This window comes from Ensifer sp. R-19, from assembly GCF_049905105.1.
Classification (GTDB): Bacteria; Pseudomonadota; Alphaproteobacteria; order Rhizobiales; family Rhizobiaceae; genus Ensifer.
Window position 1 is genome coordinate 444,479 of sequence record NZ_CP184571.1, and the last position, 24,962, is coordinate 469,440.

Annotated in this window: 26 protein-coding genes and 1 pseudogene; 22 read left to right on the top strand and 5 right to left on the bottom strand. The window is 62.0% G+C overall.

The genetic code is table 11. The annotated features are described in order from the left end of the window. Positions 1-5 precede the first annotated feature (5 nt). Positions 6-368 (top strand): LysR substrate-binding domain-containing protein, encoded by a 363-nt coding sequence (locus tag ACN9MO_RS32570; protein ID WP_425989373.1) that lies wholly within the window; start codon positions 6-8, stop codon positions 366-368. A gap of 134 nt (positions 369-502) precedes the next feature. Here ACN9MO_RS32570 and ACN9MO_RS32575 read toward each other — a convergent pair whose 3' ends face one another. Next, a complete protein-coding gene (locus tag ACN9MO_RS32575; protein ID WP_192495032.1) occupies positions 503-712 on the bottom strand; it encodes a helix-turn-helix domain-containing protein in 210 nt (69 codons plus the stop codon). Between the two features lie 239 nt (positions 713-951). Here ACN9MO_RS32575 and ACN9MO_RS32580 point away from each other — a divergent pair, with 239 nt between their 5' ends. Next, a complete protein-coding gene (locus tag ACN9MO_RS32580) occupies positions 952-1,842 on the top strand; it encodes a LysR family transcriptional regulator (RefSeq protein WP_425988441.1) in 891 nt (296 codons plus the stop codon). 217 nt (positions 1,843-2,059) lie between these two features. Here the strand turns inward: ACN9MO_RS32580 and ACN9MO_RS32585 are convergent. The 3 genes and pseudogenes from ACN9MO_RS32585 to ACN9MO_RS32595 all read right to left on the bottom strand — a co-directional run. Next, positions 2,060-2,287: pseudogene (locus tag ACN9MO_RS32585) on the bottom strand (flagellin); the annotation flags it as partial. A 296-nt stretch (positions 2,288-2,583) separates the two neighbouring features. Beyond that, a complete protein-coding gene (gene proC, locus ACN9MO_RS32590; RefSeq protein WP_425989376.1) occupies positions 2,584-3,405 on the bottom strand; it encodes a pyrroline-5-carboxylate reductase in 822 nt (273 codons plus the stop codon). A 16-nt stretch (positions 3,406-3,421) separates the two neighbouring features. Then, the gene (locus tag ACN9MO_RS32595) at positions 3,422-4,186 is read right to left on the bottom strand and encodes an acetoacetate decarboxylase family protein (protein ID WP_425988444.1); all 765 of its coding nucleotides are present in this window, start codon (positions 4,184-4,186) and stop codon (positions 3,422-3,424) included. A gap of 310 nt (positions 4,187-4,496) precedes the next feature. Between ACN9MO_RS32595 and ACN9MO_RS32600 the strand changes: the two genes are divergently transcribed. The 20 genes from ACN9MO_RS32600 (at position 4,497) to ACN9MO_RS32695 (ending at position 23,349) form a co-directional block, all read left to right on the top strand. Beyond that, on the top strand, positions 4,497-5,237 hold the full coding sequence (locus tag ACN9MO_RS32600; RefSeq protein ID WP_425988447.1) for an acetoacetate decarboxylase family protein: 741 nt from the start codon (positions 4,497-4,499) through the stop codon (positions 5,235-5,237). A gap of 84 nt (positions 5,238-5,321) precedes the next feature. Then, positions 5,322-6,170: an ABC transporter substrate-binding protein gene (locus ACN9MO_RS32605; RefSeq protein ID WP_425988450.1), complete on the top strand. Its 849-nt coding sequence runs from the start codon at positions 5,322-5,324 to the stop codon at positions 6,168-6,170. Further along, entirely contained in the window at positions 6,167-7,276 is a 1,110-nt protein-coding gene (locus ACN9MO_RS32610) for an amino acid ABC transporter permease (protein WP_425988453.1), read from the top strand. Before ACN9MO_RS32605 ends, ACN9MO_RS32610 begins: the two co-directional genes overlap by 4 nt. 1 nt (position 7,277) lies before the next feature. Next, complete coding sequence (locus tag ACN9MO_RS32615) at positions 7,278-8,027, top strand: amino acid ABC transporter ATP-binding protein (RefSeq protein WP_425988456.1); 750 nt, start codon at positions 7,278-7,280, stop codon at positions 8,025-8,027. A gap of 29 nt (positions 8,028-8,056) precedes the next feature. Continuing rightward, a complete protein-coding gene (locus ACN9MO_RS32620) occupies positions 8,057-8,749 on the top strand; it encodes a GntR family transcriptional regulator (RefSeq protein WP_425988459.1) in 693 nt (230 codons plus the stop codon). 107 nt (positions 8,750-8,856) lie between these two features. Next, positions 8,857-9,663 carry an IclR family transcriptional regulator gene (locus ACN9MO_RS32625; protein WP_425988462.1) on the top strand — a complete coding sequence of 269 codons (807 nt, stop codon included), beginning with the start codon at positions 8,857-8,859 and terminating at the stop codon, positions 9,661-9,663. 131 nt (positions 9,664-9,794) lie between these two features. After that, a complete protein-coding gene (locus ACN9MO_RS32630) occupies positions 9,795-10,568 on the top strand; it encodes an enoyl-CoA hydratase/isomerase family protein (protein WP_425988465.1) in 774 nt (257 codons plus the stop codon). A 51-nt stretch (positions 10,569-10,619) separates the two neighbouring features. Beyond that, entirely contained in the window at positions 10,620-12,146 is a 1,527-nt protein-coding gene (locus tag ACN9MO_RS32635) for an AMP-binding protein (RefSeq protein WP_425988468.1), read from the top strand. A gap of 52 nt (positions 12,147-12,198) precedes the next feature. Continuing rightward, positions 12,199-13,302, top strand: a complete 1,104-nt coding sequence (locus ACN9MO_RS32640) for a zinc-binding dehydrogenase (protein ID WP_425988471.1) — start codon at positions 12,199-12,201, stop codon at positions 13,300-13,302. Between the two features lie 25 nt (positions 13,303-13,327). Further along, positions 13,328-14,761, top strand: coding sequence for an NAD-dependent succinate-semialdehyde dehydrogenase (locus ACN9MO_RS32645; RefSeq protein WP_425988474.1), 1,434 nt, complete (start codon positions 13,328-13,330; stop codon positions 14,759-14,761). An 87-nt stretch (positions 14,762-14,848) separates the two neighbouring features. Further along, entirely contained in the window at positions 14,849-15,544 is a 696-nt protein-coding gene (locus ACN9MO_RS32650) for an acetoacetate decarboxylase family protein (RefSeq protein ID WP_425988477.1), read from the top strand. Positions 15,545-15,599: 55 nt separating this feature from the next. Then, positions 15,600-16,361 (top strand): SDR family NAD(P)-dependent oxidoreductase, encoded by a 762-nt coding sequence (locus tag ACN9MO_RS32655; protein WP_425988480.1) that lies wholly within the window; start codon positions 15,600-15,602, stop codon positions 16,359-16,361. Positions 16,362-16,494: 133 nt separating this feature from the next. Continuing rightward, positions 16,495-17,613 (top strand): branched-chain amino acid ABC transporter substrate-binding protein, encoded by a 1,119-nt coding sequence (locus ACN9MO_RS32660; protein ID WP_425988483.1) that lies wholly within the window; start codon positions 16,495-16,497, stop codon positions 17,611-17,613. A 68-nt stretch (positions 17,614-17,681) separates the two neighbouring features. Further along, positions 17,682-18,632 (top strand): branched-chain amino acid ABC transporter permease, encoded by a 951-nt coding sequence (locus ACN9MO_RS32665; protein WP_425988486.1) that lies wholly within the window; start codon positions 17,682-17,684, stop codon positions 18,630-18,632. A gap of 3 nt (positions 18,633-18,635) precedes the next feature. Beyond that, the gene (locus ACN9MO_RS32670; RefSeq protein ID WP_425988489.1) at positions 18,636-19,631 is read left to right on the top strand and encodes a branched-chain amino acid ABC transporter permease; all 996 of its coding nucleotides are present in this window, start codon (positions 18,636-18,638) and stop codon (positions 19,629-19,631) included. Continuing rightward, positions 19,607-20,431, top strand: a complete 825-nt coding sequence (locus ACN9MO_RS32675; protein ID WP_425988492.1) for an ABC transporter ATP-binding protein — start codon at positions 19,607-19,609, stop codon at positions 20,429-20,431. The genes ACN9MO_RS32670 and ACN9MO_RS32675 overlap by 25 nt, the downstream gene beginning before the upstream one ends. Beyond that, the gene (locus tag ACN9MO_RS32680; protein ID WP_425988495.1) at positions 20,370-21,071 is read left to right on the top strand and encodes an ABC transporter ATP-binding protein; all 702 of its coding nucleotides are present in this window, start codon (positions 20,370-20,372) and stop codon (positions 21,069-21,071) included. Before ACN9MO_RS32675 ends, ACN9MO_RS32680 begins: the two co-directional genes overlap by 62 nt. 21 nt (positions 21,072-21,092) lie before the next feature. Then, positions 21,093-21,860, top strand: a complete 768-nt coding sequence (locus ACN9MO_RS32685; protein WP_425988498.1) for an SDR family NAD(P)-dependent oxidoreductase — start codon at positions 21,093-21,095, stop codon at positions 21,858-21,860. Between the two features lie 119 nt (positions 21,861-21,979). Next, the gene (locus tag ACN9MO_RS32690) at positions 21,980-22,564 is read left to right on the top strand and encodes a helix-turn-helix domain-containing protein (RefSeq protein WP_425988501.1); all 585 of its coding nucleotides are present in this window, start codon (positions 21,980-21,982) and stop codon (positions 22,562-22,564) included. 20 nt (positions 22,565-22,584) lie between these two features. Continuing rightward, positions 22,585-23,349 carry an SDR family NAD(P)-dependent oxidoreductase gene (locus ACN9MO_RS32695; protein ID WP_425988504.1) on the top strand — a complete coding sequence of 255 codons (765 nt, stop codon included), beginning with the start codon at positions 22,585-22,587 and terminating at the stop codon, positions 23,347-23,349. Between the two features lie 197 nt (positions 23,350-23,546). On the opposite strand, the gene ACN9MO_RS32700 is transcribed toward ACN9MO_RS32695, so the two are convergent. After that, positions 23,547-24,626 carry a LacI family DNA-binding transcriptional regulator gene (locus tag ACN9MO_RS32700; RefSeq protein ID WP_425988507.1) on the bottom strand — a complete coding sequence of 360 codons (1,080 nt, stop codon included), beginning with the start codon at positions 24,624-24,626 and terminating at the stop codon, positions 23,547-23,549. Positions 24,627-24,962 lie beyond the last annotated feature (336 nt).

The window sequence follows — 24,962 nt, forward strand, 5'->3', positions numbered from 1 at the left end:
ACCCGATCCGCACACCGCAAGATCTTGTCGGTCATCCACTAATTACGAGCGATATTGACGACCCGACCTGGACAGGTTGGGACGAATGGCTTGCGGCCTTTTCCGTGAAAGCGCCGAAAAAGGCCCGCGGCCTACGATCCAGCTTCTACACGGAGGCCATTTATGCCGCAATGAACGGGCAAGGCATTGCGCTCGGTTGGAATCGTCTGGTCGCCGACCTTATCCAGCAAACCCGCTTGGTCCGCCTTACCGAAGCGTCCATCCGCACCAGGGCGGCCTATTTTGTTGTAGTGCCGGCGAGGAAGCCAAAAAAGGAAAGTGGGCGGCTGTTCATTGAGTGGCTGCGCGAGGTTTCTGCAATAAGTTGACGGAGGGTTAGAAGCCTTTCAAGTAGCTTGGCGCCTTCCGCGCTTTGCTCTGCAAACAGATCCGATGTTCTTGTTATGTGCCTTTCGGATCGCATAATGTATCGACTGGAATGCTGTCGTTCGGGAGAGCGGCACTATTTGCTCAGTCGCACGCCAGGCCCACCACTTCCTGCGTAGTCGCCGTCGATGAATGCTATGCCGGCGTTTTCCAAGACAGAACGAATGTCAGCAACCGTGCGAGGTTTAAGCTCTTCGCCGCGTTCGAAACGCACGATCGTGTTGGTGGAGACTGTCGCTGCCTCAGCAAGCTCCTTGACGCTCATCTGAAGAGCCGTGCGAGCCATTCTGCATTGAACCGGCAACAAAATCGCCTCTCCATATCGATTTCGCCTTGACGTGGCGAATTTTGGTGAGTATTTACAACCTCGGAGCGCATTGCGCTTAGAGGTGATTCTATTCGGACTATAGCGAGCCAAAGGAGCGCGCGCGAGCGTGCGACCTGCCGCGCCTATCGTTTTTAGCAAGGCAAGGCGTCGCTGAAGACACGGCGATCGAGTTGCTCGCATTAAGCGCGGAGCACGACATGGAACTGCGCCAACTCTCGTTCTTCGTTGCCGTGGCAGAGGAGCTGCACTTCAATCGGGCGGCTGCGCGGATGTGCATCGCCCAGCCGGCGTTGAGTTCCCACATCCAGGCGCTGGAGAAGGAGCTCGGTGTTCGGCTGCTGGAGCGGTCGACGCGCAGGGTCGAGCTGACGCGGGCAGGGGAGGTGTTCTACGATCGGGCGGTCCGGATCATTGGTGATGTCGGGATGTCGGCGGAGGTGGCGCGGTCGGTCGCCGGCAAGGCGGCCCGCACGATCAAGATCGGGACAGTGTATCCGGCAACGACCGGCGTGCTGCCGGCGTTCCTGGCCCGTATCGGCCGGAAGTTTCCTGACGTGGCACTGCATGTGAGAAGCGGGTCCACCAGCGACATCATTCGTGGACTAGAGAACGGTCAGATCAATCTCGGCTTTATCCGTCCGGTCGAGAACATCGGATCCTTGCGCTTCTTCTCGATCGCGCATGAGCGCTATCTGCTGGCCGTCGAAAAGACGCGTCCGCTTGCCCTTCGCAGCGAGGTCGATATCGAGGATCTGCGTTCAGAGAAGATCATCGCCTTTTCCCGTCAGAACCTCTCCTACTCGGAGCGCTATTTCTCCGAGATGTTCGAGACCCATGGTCTGACCGGCAACATTGCCTACAGCTGCGACGACACCTTCTCGCTGGTGTCGCTCGTCTCAGCGGGGCTCGGTATCGGCTTTGCGCCGGAATGGACGAAGGATCTGCCGAACCGCAACTTCGAACTTCGGCCCGTGCGCGGCGTCGATCTGAAGATCGGGCTCGGGGTTGCCTGGAATAAAGAAGACCCGACCGCGGCCAGGGACGACATCATCGACATTGCCCGGTCACTGGCGCGGCCGGGTAGGTGAGTCACGCAAGGTCAGTAGGCTGCGCCCTTCGGCGGCGCACCAGACCTAAGTCCGGGGCGTTTCTTCTTTCCCATTCACTCATAGAAAATGGCCCCGAAAGGCGACGACGGGGGCCAGGAGTGTGCTGTGTAAACGGGCTCCGGGGGAAGGGAACGGAGCCCGGTCAAATAACGCTCGGTTTGGAAAGTCGTTCCGCAGCTTAAGGCTAAATCCGCCCCTATCGGAACAGCGACAGCACGTTGGCGGCGCTTGTGTTGACTATCTGCAGCGACTGTATCGCCAATTGCTCCTATGCTTGAGTAGCTTTCAGGCGCGCCGATGCTTCGTTCATGTCAGCGTCGACAAGGCGCCCGACGCCTTTATCGATGCTCTCCATCAGAGCGCTGGTGAAGTCGGATTGCAGGTCGATGCGCATTTGCAGGGAGCCGAGCAGGCTCGCACTCGAAATCGCGCCCTTCGGGCGGCCAAAGCCAACCTCCTCGGGGCGCGCTTTGCTATGCAATACAGAGAAGGCGGCGATTTCTCGCCGGCGAATTTGAAGGGACGATCGCTCAGAAATTCCGCCATCCGTCGTTTAATGGTGCGACGGCGAGGGCTTGTCTTTGTCCGCCGCGCATGACGCGTTCCTCGGCGTGACCCTGCGTCTCGATCGGCGCCGTGTCCTGGCCGATGCGGAACTGTCGTCGCAGGGCCGCGACATGTTGTGGCTTGCGGCCGGGGTTTCCTCGACCATGGCAGCATTCAACTTTCCCCCAGTTTCGCAAGCTCGACAGCGCGGCGATAACCAGCGTTCGCAGCTTGGCTCAGTAGAATGTACAGAGCATCGTTTTCGGTGAGCACGCTTAGGGCCGCTTCGGTGGTGCCGCCGGGGCTGGTGACTTGTCGGCGCAGTTCAGCAGGCGGAGTGTCCGCCGCCATGGCTAGCGCGCCGGCGCCAAAAACGGTTTCCCTTGCAAGCGCCAGGGCCGTTCGCGGCGAGAGACCGAGCTGCGTGCCTGCCTCGGCCAGGCCTTCGATGAAATGGAACACATAGGCCGAGCCTGAACCGGATATGGCGGTGGCCGCGTCGATCAGCGCCTCATGGTCGACGTGGTGCACTGCGCCGCCGGTGGAGAGAAGCCTTGTCACCTGTGCAGCCTGCTGCGGGCTCACGCGGTCGTTGGCGAAGACGACCGTTGAGCCCTTGCCGATCGCCGCCGGCGTGTTCGGCATTGCCCTGATCGCCGCGATCTCGCCAAGGTCAGCCTCTATCGTCGCGAGCTGGATACCGGCGGCGATGCTGACGACGACGCTCTCCGCCACATGGGGCCGGTAGGCCGGCAGCACCGCCGCCATGACCTGCGGCTTCACTGCTAGTACGACGGTCGTCGGCCTGAAACTGGCGTCCAGCGCCTCGGCCAAAGCATGGGTTCTGACGCCGAGCGCGCCGGCCTCGGCGCGCAGCGCCTCCACCGGCTCGACTACATGCACGGCGTCGGGACGGACGAATCCGGCCGCCAGCCAGCCTTGCAGCATCGCCCGCCCCATATTGCCGCAGCCGACCAGAAGCAGTGCGCCGTTCATCGTATCATCGCTCATGTCAAATCTCTCGTGCCGGAACGCCGTTGACGACTAGGTCGGCGATGGTCCTGCCCCAGCCGTTCTGCTCGGTGGCGAAGAAATCGCCGATCACATAATTGGCGGCCAGAACCTGCACCGGCCCCAGCGGCGAGAGCGGATCGGTGGCGAGGGCACCGAGCGAGACCGCGGCCGCGCCCCAGCGGCAGGAGGTCATCTGAAAATCCGGCGACGTGTCGCGGGCGATCACCCGCTTGTTGAAGATCTTTCCGTCGGGCGCCGGCTGGATGTGAATGTTCAGATGCGGCGTGGTCTTCAGCGGCGCGGCTTGCGTGCCGTCGAAGGTGCAGTCGATGGTGATCAGCGGAACGCCATGGCGGACGACGCTTGCCGTTGCGCCGCCCGCGCGTTCGGTCAGTTCGATTGTGCCGAATTTTTTCGGGTAACCCCAGAGATCGCGGCCGGCGGCGATGGCAGCGTCGTTGTCCTCGTATTCGAAGAGGAAGTAGCCGCCCTCGTGGTCGCCAAAACGCACCGGGATGACGATGCCGGCATCCATGAAGGGCGCCTTGCGGCAGTTGGTGAAGTCCGAAACGTAGACCAGGAACCGGTCGCCGGCGAGCGTGAACGGTGTGTTCTCCAGATATTGGCCGAGGATTGCCGGATCGCCCTGGCAGATGGCGTTGAGGCTGCGATTGCCCGGGCATTCATAGGGCACGAAGGGATCCGGGATCAGCGGCGCCTGGAGCGGCATGTTGTTGGCATTGTGGAGCGGAATGCGGGTCATGGCGGTCCTCGGCACTGTAAGGAGATGATGGGAGGGAGATGATAGGGTCAGATGAAAAAATATTCACAAAAATTCATACAAGTGAATGTGATAGCGCAGGTTTTTGACACGTCAAGCGGTTTTCCCCGATGCCGGTACTGGGTTACCAGAGCGCTTTGCAAAAGTTCAGACCGTGAGAGACATAAAATATAACCGTGAAAACAATCAGTTGCGACCTGATTCAAAATCAGCATCGATTGGGTTGCTTGACAGCGATGAAAAATTGATCTGAAATGTCAGTGCAACAAGAATCTGAACGACAGTGAGCGAAATGAAACAATACGACCCGCTACAATTCTGGAATTTCCTGCGTTTCGGACCGGGAAACGTCACCTATGCCTGCCCCGGCCTGAAGACGCTTTCAGTCTATTGCCGCGGTGAGCGCGCACAGATGGAGCGGCTGCTGGAGCCGCTGCCCTTCGAACTGGCAGATGACCGTTTCGTCGTGTCGATCGCCGATTTCGGCAACAATTCCGGCCGCACCTATTTCGATGCGGCGATCATCCTGCCGATCCGCTACGGCGAGCATGTCGGCGGCACCTATTATTTCGAATATGAGGACAAGCACACCACCGTCGCCGGCGGGCGGGAATTGTGGGGCTATCCCAAGCATTTCGCCCGCATCGAACTGGAAGCGACGGAAACCGGCATGCGCGGCCGGACCTCGCTCTACGACGATGTGATGCTTGAGATCGCCGTCGATTTCGACCCGTCCGTCAGCCGCGAGGCCTGGGCCGACCTGCAACTCTTCCCGCATTACCAGGTGCGGGCGGTACCGGAGGTCAACGGGCCGGGCTTCCAGTCTTTCGACATCATCAGCCGCAACACGATCAAGGATTACAAGTTGACCGAACGCAAGGTCGGCCGCGGCAGCGTCTCGCTCGGCGCGACGATTGCGGCCGGCGACGAGCGGCTGCGCGTGGTCGAGGTTCTGGGCGCGGAATATTCTATCGGCGATTTCGCCTCCACGCCGGAAAACGGCGTGCCAATTGTCGTGGCGTCGCTTGTTTGACGCATTTGCCAGGCCGAATCCGGATTTCCGGGTTCGGCGCATCGATACCAGCATGAACGCTCGATCCTGAGGGGAGAACAAAGAATGAGCAAGGTATCCATCAAGACGCTGCTGGCCACCGTGGTTCTGTTTGCCGCGGTTCCGGCCATGGCGGCAGACGGCGCTTTCGGCCGTTGCGAGTTGCGCGCTGACGCCGCCAAACATGCCTTGACGCCGGCGCAGGAGGGCGTGCTGACCATCGCCGTGCCGCTGCCCTCGCCGCAGGCCTACCAGGGCAATACGCCCGAAACCGTCGACGGCGGCTATCTCTATTGTCTTGGCGCGGAAATCGCCAATCGCGGCGGCCTTGGCAAGATCGTCGTGAAAAACGCCTCCTTCGAGTCGCTGGTGACAGGCAAGGGGACCGATTTCGACATGTCGATCTGGGACCTGTTCCCGACCGAGGAGCGCAAGAAATCCGTCGATTTCTCCGGCAGCTATCGCTTCACCGATACGGGCGTGATCGCCAAGGCCGGCAGCGACGTCACCGCCGAGACGCTGGGCGCCAAGCGCATCGGCGTGTTGCTCGGCTCGGTGCAGGAGAAGTTCGTGCGCGAGAAGCTGAAGCTCACCGGGGACCTGCGCATCTTCCAATCCAACGACGACATGTGGGCGGCGCTGATGGCCAACCAGATCGACGCGGCGCTGGCCGATACCGAAACGGCATTGCCGCGTGCAACGGCCTCGAACGGTGCGCTAAAAGTCTTTGGGCGCTATCCGGTCGGCGGCGATGTGGCGATCCTGTTCCCGAAGGGCTCGAAGAACGTCGCGCCCACCGACCAGATCCTCGCGGATATGCGCGCCGACGGCTCGCTTGAAGGCATCGAGGTCAAGTGGCTGGCGCCGATCCTCGGCGCGCCGGTCTCCACCATTGCGGAGTGGTCCACCGAATGACGATGGTAAAGACCATGGGCGATTCGCTTTCGGCAGCGGCGGCGGGCGGGGCAGCCCGCCAGACGCCGCCCCTGCCAACCGTCTGGCCGCTGGCCATGGCTGTCGCGCTCGCGGCGGCCTCGGTCGGCATCGCATTGCTCGCCGGCAGCAGCGCCGCCGCGCTAATCGGCGAGAATGCGCGACTGCCGGGTGCGGCGCTAGGAGCACTTTGCATCGCCCTCGTGCTTGCCGTGCCGATCCGCCGGGCGCTTGCCGCCCGCAGCCGGTCCGGCGAGGCCTGGACGGCCGGCGATCACGTTGCTGCCCGTGTGGCAGCCGCCCATGCGCGCCACCATGCCTTCACGGCGATGGGCGTCGGCGGTTTCCTGCTGCCCGTGCTCGCCATCGCCACTTTCCTCACCATCAATGACGCTGTGGTCTACAAAACTTTCCTGCGCGGCGATGTCATCCTCGCCAGCCTGGTCGATGTTACCAAGGCTTTCGGCGCCAATATCTCGATCGCGATCGCCGCCCAGATCCTGTCGATGCTGCTCGGGCTGCTGCTGGCTATCGGTCGTTCCCTGCAGGGGTCGAGTTTTGCGCTGGTGCGTGCGGTCTGCGTCCTCTATGTCGATATCTTCCGCAGCCTGCCGGCCATCGTCATCATCTATCTCGTCTGCTTCGGCGTGCCGCTTATGGGCATTCCGGTGATCAGCAACGGCGATCCGATGCTCTACGCCATCGTCGCGCTCTCGCTCACCTATGCGGCCTATAATGGCGAGCAGTTCCGCGCCGGCCTCAACGGCATTCATCACAGCCAGATTTCCGCCGCCCAGTCGCTCGGCATCCCGTCCGACGCTGTGTTGCGCCTCATCGTGCTGCCGCAGGCGATGCGCCGCATCGCCGGTCCCATGCTCGGCAATTTCATTGCGCTTCAGAAGGATACGGCGCTGGTCAACATCGTCGGCATCGTCGATGCCTTCACCCAGGCCAAGATCTATTCCGCGAACTATTACAACCTGTCGTCCGTCACGGTCGTCTGCATCCTGTTCATCGCCATCACCATTCCGCAGACCCGGCTGGTCGACTATCTCGTTGCCCGCGCCGACAGCAAGGAGGGCCGCTGAGATGGAAAAGCCGCTCATCGAACTCAAGGGCATCGGCAAGTCCTACGGCAAATTCCGCGTCATCGACGGCATCGACCTCGATATCCAGCGCCATTCGGTCGTGTCGCTGATCGGCGCGTCCGGATCGGGAAAATCGACGTTGCTGCGCTGCCTCAATGGGCTGGAGGATATCCAAGAGGGCCAAATCCGGCTAGGTGGCGAGGTGATTTCCGGCCTCGGCATCGATCACGTGGCGCTGCGTCGCCGCATCGGCATGGTGTTCCAGAGCTACAATCTCTTCCCGCATATGTCGGTGCTCGGCAATTGCACCGTCGCACCCGTCACGACAGGTTCTTGCGGCCGGGAGGAGGCGGAAGCGCGGGCGCTCGCCATGCTGGAGCGCGTCGGCATGCGCGACAAAGCGAATGCCTTTCCCGACCAGCTTTCCGGCGGCCAGCAGCAGCGCGTCGCCATCGCCCGCACCATGATCATGCAGCCGGACGTACTTCTTCTAGACGAGATCACTTCGGCGCTCGATCCGGAACTGGTGATGGAGGTGCTCGATCTGGTGCGCGATTTGGCAAAGCAGGGCATGACGATGCTACTCACGACGCATGAGATGAGTTTTGCGCGGGAAATCTCCGATAAAGTGTGCTTTCTCTATGCCGGCAGGATTCTGGAGGAGGGGCCGCCCGAGCAGGTGTTTTCAGCCCCGCGCGAGATGGCGACCCAGTCCTTTCTGCGGCGGGTAACCGCTGCGGGGCGGCTTTGAGGATGCAGGCAAATGAAGGACGTAACATGGTGACGATCGCGGCCGGCGCGGCCATGCTTTCTGGCAGCGAGAAGGCGGCGAAATCGGAAGAGCGCTTCAGTGACAAGGTCTACGGCATCCTGCTCGACCGACTCGTCCGCCTGCATTATCAGCCGCTGCAACCCCTCAACGAGCGTGAACTCACCGTGGAACTTGAGATCGGCCTTGCGCCGATCCGTGAGGCGTTGCGGCGGCTTGAAGGCGAGAACCTAGTGGTCATCTATCCGCGCCGGGGCATCTTCGCCGCCGATATCGGCTTGCGCGACCAGCAGTCGATCAAGGAGATACGGCTCGAAATCGAGGGGCTGGCGGCAGCCCTGGCGGCCGTGCGCGCCACGCCGCAGGAGCGGCAGGCGCTCGCCAAGCTGGCCGACAGGCTTGTCGAAGAGACCGACATCTCCCTGCAAATCGCCGGCGATGCCGAGTTGCATCGGCGAATTTACCGGATGGCACGCAACGATTACCTCGTGGCCATGCTGACACAGAATTTCAACCTCGCTCTCAGGCTCTGGTATTTCTGCAATCAGAACGCCCCCTCGCCGAAACCGGAAGCGGTGGACCACCGCCCGCTGGCCAACGCGATCCTGTCTGGGGACAGCGAGACGGCCCGCGCGCTGATGAGCCAGCATGTCGCCCACGATTCCGACCGCGTGCGCGAGTTGCTGTTCAAGGGCTCCGCCTGATCTTACCGGCGCGCTGTAATCCGGCGGGCTTGCCGATACCGCGAGGCCGGGTTACACGAAACAAGATCTGCCATGCCGCCCCTGGGTGCGGCGAAGCAATTGCCAAGGTGACGCGCTTGTCCTCTGATGACCCGAAGAGTGTCGACGATACCGATCCGCTGATGGTGCGGTCGGTGGAGAAGGCGTTCCGAGTCCTGGAGGCCTTCGACGGCACCAATCGGAGTCTCAGCCTTGCGCAGATCGGCGCGAATGTCGGCCTCGACAAGAGTGCCGCGCAGCGCTTCACCCATACGCTGAATAAACTGGGCTACCTACAGAAGGACCCCGTGACCAAGCGTTTCGAACTCAGTCTGCGCAGCCTCGAAATGGCGCGCCATTTCATCACCGCCAATCCTCTGGTCAACCAGGCGATGCCCTATCTCCTTCATCTCAGTCGCGAGACGGAAGAGGCGGTGAACCTGACCCTGCCGGATGGAGCGGAGATCGTCTTTGCCGCCCGGTTTATGAGCCGGCACATGCTGAATACCGATGTCGTTGTCGGCACCCGGATGCCCGCCTTCTGCACGGCCCCGGGCCGGGCGATCCTCTCCCGGCTGCCGGCCGCGGAAGCCCTGTCCCTCATCGAGCGGTCGCCCTTGCAGGCCTTCACGCCGCAGACGGTGCACACCGTCGACGCGCTGGTCGAGCGGCTCGATGTCGCGCGCAATGCCGGCTATGCCACGGCCTGGGGCGAGTTCTTCCCCGGGGATCTCTCGGTCGCCGCCGCGGTGCTCGACCAGACCGGACGTCCCGTAGCGGCGGTCAATATCGGTGTTTCCAACGCGCGCTACACCCCCGAAAAGGCGGAAGAGACTTTCGCGCCTCTCGTCGTCGCCGCCACGCGCTCGATCTCGCAGGCGTCCACCACCTTCTAATTTCGGAAAAGGCAGCTTTTGAGCCTTCGCCAGTCTGCCGGCGGATGATTTTTCGTGCCGTGAAAATTCCGTTGACAATTTCACGTATTGAAATACGATATTTAGTATCACAATACGATACGATGGATCGCATGACAAATTTCATTCTGACAGAGCAGCGCGGCTCCTGCCGCGTGATCACGTTAAACCGCCCCGAGGTTCTCAATGCCTGGCATTCCCAGATGCGCCTTGATCTCGTGGCTGCGCTGGCGTCGGCCGAAGAGGACGCCTCCGTCGGTGCGATCATCATTACCGGGGCGGGCGAACGCGCCTTTGGCGCAGGGCAGGATCTCAACGAGACCAAGACCTTCGACCCGGACCGCGCGGAACTCTGGATCGGCGAATGGGAGCGGCTCTACGATCGTATCCGCAGCCTTTCCAAGCCGTTGATCATGGCGTTGAACGGCCTGGCCGCAGGCTCGGCCTTCCAGGTAACCTTGCTCGGCGATTTCCGCATCGGCCATGACGGCGTGAAGATGGGGCAACCCGAGATCAATTCCGGCATCGCCAGCACGACCGGTCCGTGGATCATGATGGAAATGATCGGGCTCGCGCGAACCACCGACCTGACCCTAAGCGGCCGCATGATGGACGCGGCGGAGTGTGTCGCTATCGGCCTCATCAACCGGATCGTCCCGCGCGAGGAAGTGTTGGAAGCATCGCTGGCGCTCGGCGAACAGCTTGGCGCCAAGCCGCAGCTTGCCATGAAGCTCAACAAGCAGCGCTTCCGCGAAGTAACCGAGGCCCGTTTCCGCGACGCGCTTGCGGCCGGCGTGCGCAACCAGCGCATTGCCTATGGCGATGGCGAGCCCAATCGCATGATGGAACAATTCCTCGCCGCAAGATCAAAGGCGAAATCCGGCTGAGCCGCGCTGGCAATCCGCTTTCCAAGATCAATGACTTTTCAGGACTGTTGCGTGGAAGACCAAAGTTTCATTTCTCGCCTGCCAGCCCGGGCCGCCGCCGCGCCCGACGCCATCTATGCGACGTTCGACGGCGAGCCGATCACCTTTTCCAATCTTCATCGCAAGTCGGACAGTGTTGCGGTCGCGCTTCGTCGTCTTGGCGTCGAGAAGGGTGATCGTGTCGCGCTGATGTTGCGCAACAGCCCCGACAGCCTCGCTGTGCTGTTTGCCATCGCCAAGTGCGGCGCCGTGTGGGTGCCGGTGAACGTGCAGCTGCGCGGCGATGGATTGAAATACATCCTGGAACATTGCGATCCGCGTGTCGTCTTCGCCGATCGCGATCTGTTCCAGAATATTTCGGAGTGTGGTGCCGACACCTCGGTGTTCCGGCTCGTCGCAGAGGCGGGTGATACGGAATCGCTCGACCGGCTTGCCAGCGGCAATCACGTCTTCGCCGAGCCGCTGCCGTGTGCCGATGACCTCTTCGCGTTGAACTATACGTCCGGTACGACCGGCCGCCCGAAAGGTGTCCGCGTCACCCATCGCATGCTGCGCTATGCAGCAGAGGGCGCGATTCTCTGCTCGGATGCGCGCGATGGCGACGTCTTCTTCGTCTGGGAACCGCTTTATCACATCGGCGGTGCGCAGCTCATCCCGATCCCCCTTCTACGCGACGTCACGCTTTCCATGGTGCAGCGCTTCAGTGCCAGCCGCTTCTGGGACCAGGTGCGCGAGTGCGGCGCGACGCAGATCCACTATCTTGGCGGTGTGTTGCAGATCCTCCTAAAACAGCCAGAGAGCGAGCGCGACCGCGACCACAAGGTGCGCGTCGCTTGGGGTGGCGGGTGTCCGCGGGATATCTGGCGCGCCTTCGAGGAGCGCTTCGGCATGCCGCTCCGCGAATGCTACGGCATGACGGAATCCTCCAGCATCACCACGTTCAACGCGGCGGGCGTGCTCGGTTCGGTCGGCACGCCCGTGCCGTGGCTTTCCGTCGAAATTCTCGACGAACAGGGTGCGCCCGTGGCAGCGGGCGTGCATGGCGAGATCGTTGTCCATCCGCGTCAGGCTGGCGCGGTCTTCGCCGGTTATTTCCGCAATGAAGAGGCGACTGCCAAGGCGCTCCGGCCGGACGGTTTCCACACCGGCGACCTCGGCATGATCGATGCGGATGGCAACCTCTATTTCCTCGGCCGCCTGACGGACAGCGTGCGGGTGAAGGGCGAGAACGTCTCGGCCTTCGAGGTGGAGCATGTGGCCGGCAGCCATCCGATGGTTGAGGACTGCGCGCTGATCGGCGTCAAGGCCGAGGTCGGCGAACAGGAGATAAAGCTGTTCATCAAGCCGAAGGAAGGGGCCGCTATCGATTATCCGGCTTTTTCCGATTGGCTTGCACATCGCCTGGCTCCGTTCCAGAACCCGCGCTACCTCGCCCTGGTCGAAGATTTCGAGCGTACGCCGAGCCAGCGCATCATGAAGCACCGGCTGCCCGTATCCGTCGAAGGCAGCTGGGACAGGCAGCAACGCACCGGCCGATGAGGTCCGGTCCCGATACGCACACAACCGCATACCCCAAGGGGAGACAGTCAGAATGAAGGCCGCCGTTCTCTACACGTTCAACGAAGACCTCGTCATCGAGGATGTGCCGATCGCGAATCCGGGTGACCGCGAGGTGCTTGTGCGCATCATCGCGACCGGCGTCTGCCATAGCGATCTCAGCGCCGCAAAGGGCAAGTCGCGTCCCAAGCTGCCGATCATCCTTGGTCACGAAGCGGCCGGCATCGTTGAGCGAACCGGCTCGGCGGTGTCAAAGGTGAAGAAGGGGGACCACGTCATCCTCTCCTGGGCGCCCAATTGCGGCGAATGCTTCTACTGCCACAAACGCCTGCCGACCATGTGCGACACCTATGGCGAGGCTGCCGGCGGCGGAACGCTCTGGAACGGCGCCGGCCGGCTGGGCAGCGCCCAAAAGCCGGTCCATCATTTCACCTGCGTGTCGAGCTTTGCGGAGCTTGCGGTCGTGCCGGAAGCGGGCTGCTCGAAGATCGAGGACAACATTCCCTTCGAAGTCGCGGCACTCGTCGGCTGCGCGGTGACGACGGGTTTCGGGGCGGTGGTGAACGATGCGGGCGTCGAGCCCGGCGAGATCGTCGGCGTCATCGGCGTCGGCGGTGTCGGCATCAACGCCATCCATGCGGCGTCGGTCGCCGGGGCGGAAGCGGTCGTCGCCATCGATATCAATCCGGAAAAGGAGGCGGTCGCGCGTTCGTTCGGCGCGACGCACTTCCTGAACTCCGCAACGCAGGATGTCACCGCGGAACTGAAGGCGCTGAGCCGCGGCCGTGGACCCGACAGCATTATCGACTGCACCGGACGGCCAGCAGCCATCGCGCTTGCCTATGACAGCGTCCGGCTCGGTGGTTCGGTGATTTCCGTGGGCATCGCCGCCAAGGGCGAGATGGTCTCCCTGCCGGCCTCGACCTTGCCCAATACCCAGAAGCGCATCATCGGCAGCAACTATGGCGGCGGGGTTCCGGAGCGCGATTTCGAACGCATCCTCGGCCTCTACCGGGCCGGCCGTTTCGACCTCGACCGCCAGGTCGGCGCGCGCGTGCCGCTTGAACAGATCAATGAAGCCTTCCGCTGGCTGGAGCAGGGCGTTCTTGCACGCACGCTCGTGTGCTTCGACCGCTGACCAACGAAATCGAACGAGACACATCATGTATCCCGACACCCAACTCTTCATCGCCGGCGAATGGACGAACGGCTCGGACGGCGAAACGCTAGCGGTGCTCAATCCGGCGACCGGCGGCGAAATCGGCCGTGTCGCGAAAGCAACTACCCGCGATATGGACCGTGCGCTCGCCGCTGCTGCCATGGCCTTCGAACAGTGGCGCAAGACCACGGCGCGCGACCGTGCAAAACTGCTGCACGCGGCCGCCGACAATCTGCGCGCCCGCATCGAGGACATCGCGCCCATCCTGACCATCGAGCAAGGCAAGCCGCTTGCCGAAGCCCGCTCGGAACTGCGCAATGCCGATGACGTCATCCGCTGGTTCGCGGAAGAGGCCATCCGCTCCTACGGTCGCATCATCCCGGCGCGCAAGCCCGGCGTGCAGCAGATGGTCATGAAGGAGCCGATCGGCGTCGTCGCCGCGTTCACGCCCTGGAACTATCCGGTCGCCCAGGCGATCCGCAAGATTTGCGCCGCCCTTGCCGCCGGTTGCAGCGTCATCCTGAAGGCCGCCGAAGAGGCGCCGGCCTCCTGCGCGGCCATGGTCCGCGCCTTTGCCGATGCCGGCTTTCCGGATGGAGCGATCAACCTCCTCTACGGCGTGCCGTCGGAAATCTCCGAATACCTCATTCCGCATCCGGTGATCCGCAAGGTGTCCTTCACCGGCTCGACGCCGGTCGGCAAACATCTCACCGCGCTCGCCGGCGCCCACATGAAGCGGGTGACGATGGAACTCGGCGGCCACGCACCGTACATCGTCTGCGCCGACGCGGACCTTCCGTCCGCCGTTTCGATGCTGGCCGGCCACAAGTTCCACAATGCCGGCCAGGTCTGCATCGCGCCGACGCGCGTGCTGGTGGAAGAGCCTGCCTTCGACAATGTCCTCGACGACTTCGTCAATGCGGCGAAGGCCGTGAGGGTAGGAGATGGTCTTTCCTACGGCATAGACATGGGGCCGATGGCGAATGCCCGCCGGCTCGACGCGATGGACCGGTTGATCGGTGACGCCGTCGCAAAGGGCGGCCGCCTGCTGACCGGCGGCAACCGCATCGGTAATGCCGGCTTCTTCTTCGAGCCGACGGTGCTGGCCGACGTGCCGCAGGACGCCGCGATCATGAACGAGGAGCCGTTCGGGCCTGTCGCCGTCGTCAACCGCTTTGCGGCGGTGGATGCGGCAATCGTCGAGGCGAACCGGCTGCCGTTCGGCTTGGCCGCCTATGCCTTCACACGGTCCCAGAGAAATGCGCAGCGTTTCGCCGAAGACATCGAAACGGGCATGCTTTCGATCAACGATTACGGCCTTGCCTATGCGGAGGTTCCCTTCAACGGCGTGAAGGATTCCGGTTATGGCTCCGAGGGCGGTCCGGAGGCCCTGGAGACGTTCCAGACGATCAAATTCGTTTCACAGACGAATTTGTGAAAATCATTCAAATGAAATGTTGACTTCATTTTTTCATTAGTGTGAACTTCATGTCGAAGTGAACTCACACGAAAGACCCTCTCTGCTATGTCCCAGAACGCCTATGCCCTCCCGCAGCGCGCGCCCCTCTACCAGGCGCCGCCGTTCGATTACAAAGCCTTCAGCAAGGTCAGCGTGTTCTGCCGCGTTGACGAAGCGGCAATCCGCGCGGCTTTGCCGGCGCAGTTCGACGTCCGGGCCGACGTGATCGAATTCTTCATCATGGACGTGCCGGCCGGCGGCTCGCTTGGATCCTATGCGGAAGGCGGCATCGTCGTGCCGGTGAGCTACCAGGGGCGCCCGGGCGGTCACGTGCTTTACGAGATCGTCACCAATGACGACTCGATGGCGGTCGGCCGCGAGGTCTGGGGCTATCCCAAGAAGATGGGCGAAGTGGACTGGAAGGCGAGCGACACGGCAATCACGGCCAAGCTCTCGCGCCGCGGCACCTCGTTGATCGAGATCGACTTCAAGGCCGACGGCCCGGCCTTCGAGAAGCCGGCTCTGCATCCGCGTTTCCAGACCCGCATCATTCCCTCGCCGGAAAGTGCGGTAGTCGAAACGCAGATCATCGAAAATTCGCTGGGTCAGTCCGAAACGCTCCGTCATGCCCTCGGAACGGCCGAGATCAAGATCGGTGGCAGTGCCAGCGATCCGTTCTCCGATTTCCAGATCCGCGAGATCGTCGGCGCGGAAATGATCGTCGCCAACTTCATCCTCGGCTTCGGCAAGATCGTTGGCTGAAGACCGGGATTAACAGGGAACCGTACACATGATGTGTGCAAAAGCGCCCGAAAAGATGTTCAGACTCGATGAAAAGCGGGTCTTCATCACCGGTGGCGGTGGAGGCATCGGCCGCGCTGCGGCGCTGATGTTTGCTGCTTTCGGGGCGCATGTGGTGGTCCTCGACCGGGATCGGGCGGCGGCGGAAGCCGTTTGCCGGGAGGTGCGGGAGGCTGGCGGTGCGGCGACGGCCTCCGCCCTCGACGTCACCGACGAAGCCGATGTTCTCGCTGTTTTCGCTGCTGCGGAACAGAAAGCCGGCGGCCTCGACATCCTCGTCAACAATGCTGGCATCTCTATCCGCCGCCCATCGACCGAGCTTGCGATCGAGGACTGGAACAGCGTCGTCTCGGTCAATCTGACGGGCATGTTCCTATGCTCTCGGACGGCTGCCCGCTCCTGGATCGCTCGCCGCATTCCCGGCGTGGTGATCAACACGGCCTCGATCATGAGCTATTCGGGCGGCGGCCTCCATCCGAACGTCTCCTACCAATCGACCAAGGCCGGGGTGGTGAACCTCACCCGGACGCTGGCCGTCGAATGGGCCGACCACGACATTCGCGTTAACGCGGTCGCACCGACCTGGGTCCGTACGCCTCTGATCGATCATCTGATGGCTGATGGCGCGCAGATGGAAAAGATCCGCAGCCTGACGCCGCTGAAGCGGCTGGCCGAACCGGACGAAGTGGCCTCCGCCATGATTTTTCTGGCCGGACCGGCCTCGGCAATGACCACCGGCCACGTGCTGGCGGTGGACGGTGGTTATCTCGCGAAATGAGGAGGGTTAAGGGAAACTTCAGGTAGTCGCACGCCTGGTCACTATCGTGAAGAATGCATCTAATAATTTCACGGATGTGTTGTCGGAATGGGAGTTCCGTGCAACGAATCTCAACAGCAAAAGGGGAACCAAAATGAATAGAACCCGTATACTTTTTTCCGCCGCAGCACTCCTCTTCGCCTCCGGTGCGATGCCGGCGCTGGCGGATGACATCGTGCTGGGCGGCAGTGCGCCGATGTCCGGCGCGCAGGCCGAGTTCGGCCAGTCGCAGATCGACGGCGCCCAGCTTTATTTCGACCAGCTCAACGAGAAGGGCGGCATCAAGGGCAACAAGGTGGTCTTCCGCCCGCTCGACGACCGCGCCGACCCGCGCCAGGGCACGCTTGTTGCCCAGCAGTTCTGCGATGACAGCGCCGTCATCGGCGTCATCGGCCACATGAACAGCGGCGTCACTATGCCGGCCCTTGATATCTACTCGGAATGCGGCATGCCGCAGGTTGTGCCCGCCACGAATCCGGAACTCATGCGCATGGGCTTCAAGACCGTCGTACGGCCCGTCGCCAACGACTTCGTCCAGGGCGCGCTCCCGGCGAAATACGTGACGGAGAAGCTCGGCCTGAAGAATGCCGTGCTCGTGCATGACAAGACCGTCTTCGGCCAGGGCATTGCCGGCGTGTTCAAGGACAATTTCGAAGCCGGCGGCGGCAAGGTCTCCGGCACCTACGGCACGAACCCCGAGGATGTCGACTTCTCGGCGCTAATCGCCTCGATCAAGCTGGAAAACCCTGACGTCGTCTATATGGGCGCCGGCATGCCGCAGCTTGCTCTGTTCCTCAAGCAGATGCGCGAGCAGGGCCTGAAGGCTCAGTTCATCGGCCCCGATATCGGCTTCACCGTTGATTTCATCACGCAGGTCGGTGCTGCCTCCGCCGAGGGCGCGCTGATGACCTTCCAGCTTCCACCCTACGATTCCTCGCCGGAACTGAAGGATTTCTCCGATCGCCACCAGGTACGCTTCGGCCGCGCACCCGGCCCCTATGCCTCGCTCGGCTTCGCCAATGCGCAAGTCATGGCCGCCGCGGTGGAAAAGGCCGAAAGCCTGGACCGCGAAGGCGTTCTCACACAGCTGCATGGCGTGACGGTCGAGACGTTGCTCGGCCCGGTCGCCTTCGACGAGAATGGTGAAAACACCACCGCGCCGATGTACCTCTACGTCGTCAAGGACGGCAAGTTCGAGCTAATCAAGCAGTAATCAGCCCGACGTTTGTTCAACGGGGTCGGCGCAGTCCGTGCCGGCCCGTCGTCATAAAGGCGATCCCCTTGCTCGACTATTTTCTCCAACAGCTGATCTTCGCGCTGGCCATCGGTGCGATCTACGGGTTGATCGCCCTCGGCTACACGATGGTCTACGGCGTGATGCGCCTGATCAACTTCGCCCACGGCGAGTTCTTCATGCTCGGTCCGTATATCTACACGTTCCTCTTCAGCGGTCTCCTTGGTCTCGGCGGCCTAGCCCCGGTGCTGGATTCCGCCATCGCCATCGTCGTGAGCTTCGTGATTGTCGGCCTGCTTGGCGTGGCGATCGAGCGCTTCGCCTACCGGCCGCTGCGTGCCTACGGCCGCCTTGCGCCGATGCTGAGCGCGCTCGGCATGTCCATCGTGCTGCAGAGCGCAGTGCGTGTGACGGTCGGCCCGCAACCGGTGCATTTCCCGGCAATAGTGCCGAGCACGCCGATCGATGCGCTCGGCGGCATGGTGACCACGGTACAGCTCGGCATCCTCGCCGCCGCGGTCCTGTTGATGGTCGGGCTCACGCTCTTCGTCAACGGGACGCGGCTCGGCATCTGGATCCGCGCGGCGTCCGAAAGCTGGACGACGTCGAGCCTGCTCGGCATCCGCGTCAATCGCGCCGTTAGCCTCGTCTTCTTCATCGGCCCCGGGCTCGGCGCCATGGCCGGCATCATGTACGCGTCCTACTACGGCATCATGCAACCGACCATGGGCTCCGTCATCGGCCTGAAAGCCTTCACGGCGGCCATTCTCGGTGGCATCGGCTCCATTCCGGGCGCCATGCTCGGCGGTTTCCTGCTCGGCGCCATCGAGACCTTCGGCACTGCCTTCCTGCCGATCCTCTCCTTCGGCTATATCGGCACGGAATATCGCGACGTCTTCGCCTTCGCCGTCCTCATCCTCGTTCTTCTGTTCAAGCCCGCCGGCCTGCTCGGCGAGACCGTCTCGGAAGAAACGACCGTCGCAAAGAAGGATTACTGACCCATGGGGAATTCGGTGATCGCCCGGCGGCTCGGCCTTCTTGCAGTTCTCGCGCTTTGCGTGGTTCTGCTGGCGCTGGTGCCGTACCTTCCGTCCTATTACGTCCGCGTCGTGGACAGTATCCTGATCTACATCATCCTCGCCGTCGGCCTGAACCTCGTGGTCGGCTATGCGGGTCTGCTCGATCTCGGCTTCATCGCCTTCTACGCGGTGGGTGCCTATGCCTATGCCCTGCTTGCCAGCGGGCAATTCGACGTCCACCTGCCGTTCATCGTCGTCCTGTTCATCGGCGCGGCGGCCGGCGCCATAGCGGGGGTCCTCCTCGGTTTCCCGGTGCTAAAGCTGCGCGGCGACTATCTTGCCATCGTCACGCTCTCCTTCGGCGAGATCATCCGCATCGCCATCAACAATGCCGATGAGCTGACCAACGGTCCGCAGGGCATTGCCGGCCTCGACAGGGCGAACCTCTTCGGCCTGCCGCTGACCAGCCCCGTGCATTTCTACTGGTTGCTGCTAGTGCTGACCGCCATCGTCTGCGCCGGCGTCTATTATATGGAACGCTCGATCCTCGGCAAAGCCTGGCGGGCGCTGCGTGAGGACCAGGACGTGGTGCGGGGCCTCGGCATCAACACGACGACGTTGAAGCTGCTGGCCTTCGCGCTCAGTGCGGCGATCGGTGGGGCAGGCGGGGTGATCTTCGGCTCCTTCCAGCGCTTCGTCAGCCCGGAAAGCTTCACCTTCCAGGAATCGCTGCTCGTCGTCTTGATCATTATTATCGGCGGCGTCGGCAATATCGTCGGCGTCATCGCGGGGGCGGTCGTGCTCGTGATCCTGCCGGAAGTCCTGCATTTCGCCGCGCAATACCGCCTGCTGATCTACGGCGTCGTCCTGGTGACCGTCATCGTGCTTCGCCCAGGCGGCCTCGTCTCGCCTCGATTCAACCTCGGCTTCATCCTTCGAAAGGTCCGGACCCTATGGCTCTCGCCCTCGAAAACGTAAGCAAGCATTTCGGCTCATTGGTCGCGATCCGGAACCTGTCGCTGTCCTTCGACCTCGGCTCGATCTATTCGATCATCGGGCCAAACGGTGCCGGCAAGTCGACCGTCGTCAACATGATCGCCGGCTCCTACTCGGTGACATCGGGCACGATCCGGCTCGGCTCGACGGCGCTCAACCGGCTGCCCAAGCACCGAATCGCCCAGCTCGGCGTGTCGCGGACGTACCAGAACCTCCGCCTCTTCGACGGCATGACGGTTCTGGAGAATCTTGAAGTCTGCTTCTTCCCGCAGTCGTGGCTGACCTTCCTCACCGGTGCGAAACGGCTGAGCAAGGCGAAGCGGCTCGATATCTGCCACACCTGCCTCGCTGAATTTCATCTGTCGGATGTGGCGGATGTTCTCGCGGGGGACCTGCCTTACGGACGGCAGAAGATCCTCGAACTGGCGCGCGCCTTCGTCACGCAGGCGCCGATCGTGCTGCTGGATGAGCCGGCGGCGGGTCTCAACCATACCGAAACGAAGGACATGGCGGCGATGATCGCCAGCCTGAAACGTGAAGACCGCGCGATCATCCTCGTCGAGCACGACATGGACATGGTCATGTCCATTTCCGACCGGATCGACGTCTTGAACTATGGCGAGTTGCTTTGCTCCGGTGCGCCGGATCTGGTGCGCACGAATGAAAGAGTGCAGGAGGCCTACCTTGGAACCACTGAAGAACTCGACGAGATCCGCAAGCTTGCTCAAAGTCGCCGGACTCAAGGCGGGCTACGGGCGAACGCAGGTATTGTTCGGTATTGATCTGGAACTCCGCGCCGGCGAGATTGTCACGATCATCGGCGCGAACGGTGCGGGCAAGACCTCGACGCTGCGCTCGATTTCCGGCCTGACGCAAATCTATTCCGGTGAGATCGAATTCAGGGGGCAACCGATCAAGGGTCTACCCCCGGAAGAGATCACCCGCCTTGGCCTTGCCCATTGTCCGGAGGGTCGCCAAATCCTCCAGCGGCTGACGGTCGAGGAGAACCTGCTGGCCGGTTATATCCCCGGCCGTGGGCGGAGTTTCGACGAGATTCGTACCCAAGTCTATGACATGTTTCCAATCCTCAAGGAACGGCGCCATTCGCTGGCGAGCCGCATGAGCGGTGGCCAGCAGCAGATGCTGGCGATTGGTCGCTCGCTGATGGCGACGCCCGAGCTTTTGATGCTGGACGAGCCCTCGCTTGGCCTGGCGCCAAAGATCATAAACCAGATCTTCGAGATCATCATCACGCTCTCGAAGTCGGGCATCAGCCTTATCGTCGTCGAGCAGAACGCGGCGGTGGCACTGGAAATCGCCGACTATGCCTATGTGATCGATGCCGGCCGCTGCACGGTGGAGGGGGGCGCAAACAACGTGCTCAACGATCCCGACCTCAAGGCTGCCTATCTCGGCGCCTGACCGGGAAATACGGAGAGAAACATGTCGAAAGCCGAGACATCCATCCTAATCTCCGGCGCAGCCTCCGGGATCGGGCGGGCAACCGCGCTCTGCCTGGCGAAAGACGGTGTCGCGCTCACCCTGTTCGATCGCAACGCGTCGGCGATGGCGGAGGTGGCCAATGCCTGCCAAAGCCAAAGCGCGGCTGTGCTCGTGGTGGCGGGTGACGCCTCCTCGGATGCCGACGTCGCCGCTGCGGTCGGTCGAGCTGTCAGAACACACGGTTTTCTCTCCGGCGTGGTCGCTGCAGCCGGCGTCGCGCGAAAAGGCGACGTCACGACGCTGACGGACGAGACCTGGGAGATCACGCTGGCCGTGAACCTTACCGGCCCCTTCCTGTTGGCGCGGCACGCGGTTCCGTACCTGTTGCATAACCTGTCCTCCGCCTTCGTCGCGGTCAGCTCGGATTCTGGCGTGCGTGGCTCACGCGGTTATGCCGCCTACAGCGCATCCAAGCATGGCGTGGTCGGCCTGATACGCTGCATGGCGCTCGACCATGGCCCCGAGGGCCTACGCAGCAATGTCATCTGTCCGAGCTTTGTCGACACGCCTATGGCCGGCGGCCTCCTGAAGGAAAGCGGCGGCGGCTACGACCGCGCCTTCTACGAGCGCCGTGTGCCCCTCGGCCGTTTTGCCCGGCCTGACGAAGTGGCGGATGCCATCGGCCATTTGCTGTCGCCGCAGGCGAGCTATGCCAACGGCATGGTCTATATGCTGGATGGTGGCACGACAGCGGGTACGTTTGGCTAAAATGCGCCGGTAGATGGGGACAGCCGGCCCAGCGGCGATTGCAAATTGCGGCGGGCGTTGACTTTGGTGAAGTGTTTGATCAATTCCATCATTCAGGTGAATTTATCAGGTTGTGCTTTATGTCCAGTTCCGTTTTCGAAGCCCCGACGCCCGATCATGTGGGGAAGACGCTACGTGAGCTCCGACGCTCGCGGCGCATCACCATCCAGCAGCTTGCCGAGGGGCTGAACCGTTCAACGGGCTATGTCAGCCAGCTCGAACGCGGCCTGTCGCAGCCGACGCTGAAAGATCTATACGCGGCCTGTACGATCTTCGGCGTGCCGATGAGCTGGTTTGTCGATCTGGAAGAGAAGCAGCCGGAAGCCGAGCGCGAAAAGGATATCGTCGTTCGCAGCGGGCAGCGCCGCTTCATGCTGCATCGTGGTGCACGAACCGAACTCCTGACGCCGCAGCTCGATTCCGATGTCGAATTCATGATGTCGACCTTCGAGCCCGGCCTGGAAACGGAACCCAAGAATGTGCCGACGGCAGGTGCCGAATACGGCTATATCCTCAAGGGGCGCCTGGAACTCTGGGTCGACGAGGAAAAGTTCGAGCTTTTCGAGGGCGACAGCTACCGCTTCGACCGCTCGTCGACCTATCGGTCCCATAATCCCTCGAATACCGAACCGACCATCATCATCTGGGTCGGCGTTTACAAGTAGATCACGGCAGGCTGGCACGCATGGCATCTTCCCTTTTCGATCCCGCGGCATTTTCGGGCAAGGTCGCCTTCGTTTCGGGCGCCGCTTCGGGTATCGGCGCTGCGACCGCCCGTAGACTAGCCGATCTCGGTGCAAAACTTGTTCTCTCCGATCGGGACAAGGTGCGCCTCGACGCCTTCGCCGAAACACTCGCACCGGAGAACGTGCTGGCGATTGAAGTCGACGTTACGGCGATCACCAGCGTGGAAGAGGCAATCGTGCGTGGTGTCGGCCATTTCGGCGCCCTCGATCTCGCCGTCAATTCCGCCGGCATCGACCTGCCGCGCTGCGAGACGGCGTCTTATCCGCCTCAGCAATGGGACAAGATCATTGCGGTCAACCTGACCGGCGTGTTCAACGCGGTCCGGCACCAGGTTCCGGCCATGCTGGTGCGCGGCGGCGGTTCCATCGTCAATGTCTCTTCCATCATGGGGTTTCGCGGCTTTGCCGGCCAGCCGGCCTATACCGCCGCCAAACATGGCGTGATCGGCCTCACCAAGGCGGCCGCACTCGACCATTCAGCGCAAGGCATCCGCATCAACGCCGTCGCGCCGGGCTTCATCGACACGCCGTTGCTCGGCCATCTGAGCGACGAAAAGCGCCAGGCCGCAGCCGCACTTCACCCGGTGCAGCGGGTCGGGCAGGCGGATGAGATCACCAATGTTATTCTCTTCCTGCTCTCGGATGCCGCGTCCTTCGTCACAGGCGCATGTTTTGAAGCTGACGGTGGATACCTCGCGAAATGAGGAAGGCGCTCACGTACCTGTAGGAGCACAAAGCAGAGAGCATTGCTCGCCAAACGGTGTGCTCGGCGAACAGTCTTAGGACGTTCGGAGTCTAAATGTGCGATCACCGGTTGGAACTTCTTCAAGAGTTGAAATCCTTACCCGTGATCCATCCCAGCAAGCTCGCGGACATGTATCGATAAGATGTGCATTACCGCTTACTTCCCGGATGCCGGTCCCGTGCTGTCGCGAGGGATGAATTCGATAGGCAGCAGTTCCGTGGAGGCGAGTGGTCTTCCTGAAATTGCATCGACAAGCACTTCGACCGCGCGCGCGCCCATGGCAGCTCCGGGCGTACGCAGGGTCGTCAGCGCGGGCCGGAAATAGGCTGCTATGTCGAGGTCATTGAAGCCTAAAACAGACAGGTCGTTTGGGACATCCAGCCTCAGCTCAATCGCCTGCTGCATCAGGGCGACCGCGATCACGTCGTTCACCGCGAAAACGGCCGTCGGCCGGTCCTGGCGAACCAATTCCGGTGCCGCTCGCATGCGCACTGCCTCGACGGTATAGGCCTCGGCTTCCCACACCTCGACCGAAAGGCCCAGCCTCGTAGCTGCCCCTTCAAAACCGGCGCGGCGTCGGACGGGACCAGGCCAGCTCGGTTTCACGGTCATAATAGCGACGCACTTATGGCCAAGCGCGGCGAGATGTTTTGCGGCCTGTTCGCCGCCGTCCTCGTCCGCCGCGGCGACGCTGCATATGAAATCCCGCTTGCGGTTCTCCTGGAGCATCGCGATTGGTACCTTTTCAGTTTGGGCAATCTGCTGCAGGCGTTCCATCTGCGCGTCCGGCATCATCTCGGTGCTGCAGATCAAGGCGTCCGCGCGCCCTTCCCGAACCAGCCGGATGGCCTCCATTTCAGCCGATCCCTGGCGTGTCAGAACGGGCGTCACGTAGAATCCGAGTTCGCGCGCCCTGTGGGTGGCGCCGTAGAGGAACATGGCATGCAGTGGTTCCCAGCCTTCGCGGATATGCTCGTCAGGGACGTCTGCTCCGTCTTCCAGTAGCATCGCGATGATACCGGATTGCTTTGATCGAAGGGCTCGCGCGGCAGCGCTGGGCCTATAGCCGAGTTCGCTGATGGCCGCTTCAAGGCGTTGGAGGTTTTGACCCCGCGGCTTGAAACGCCCGGTGAGGAAATTCGACACTGTCTGTGCCGAAACGCCGGCAAGAGCTGCGACGTCCGCGATGGTTGGTGGCTTACGTTTGGTGTCCACGTGTGTTCCCTCGGCATGCATTGCAGGTCGGCAGCAGGTTAGTACGTGATCCCGCAGTCCAACAACGGTCCCTTGCTGCTTCAGCCAAAAATTGCGAACGGCTCATTGCCTTAAACCATCTCGCGCACTCGGGTTAATTCAGGGCCTTTTGGGTTTTTTTGCCCCGGCACCCTTGCGCTTTTCGTATTTCATGGTTCTAATGTTTATATCGTTAAAGTTTGTTGAGCAAGGATGATCTTAGGCTCTTGACCAATAGATTCTTTCGTATACCGTTTCGTATATGAAGTGGCGAATAGCAAGGGAACGCGCGCCATGAATGACAATAAGCAAAGTGCAGAAGCGTGCGGTTCGCCCCGT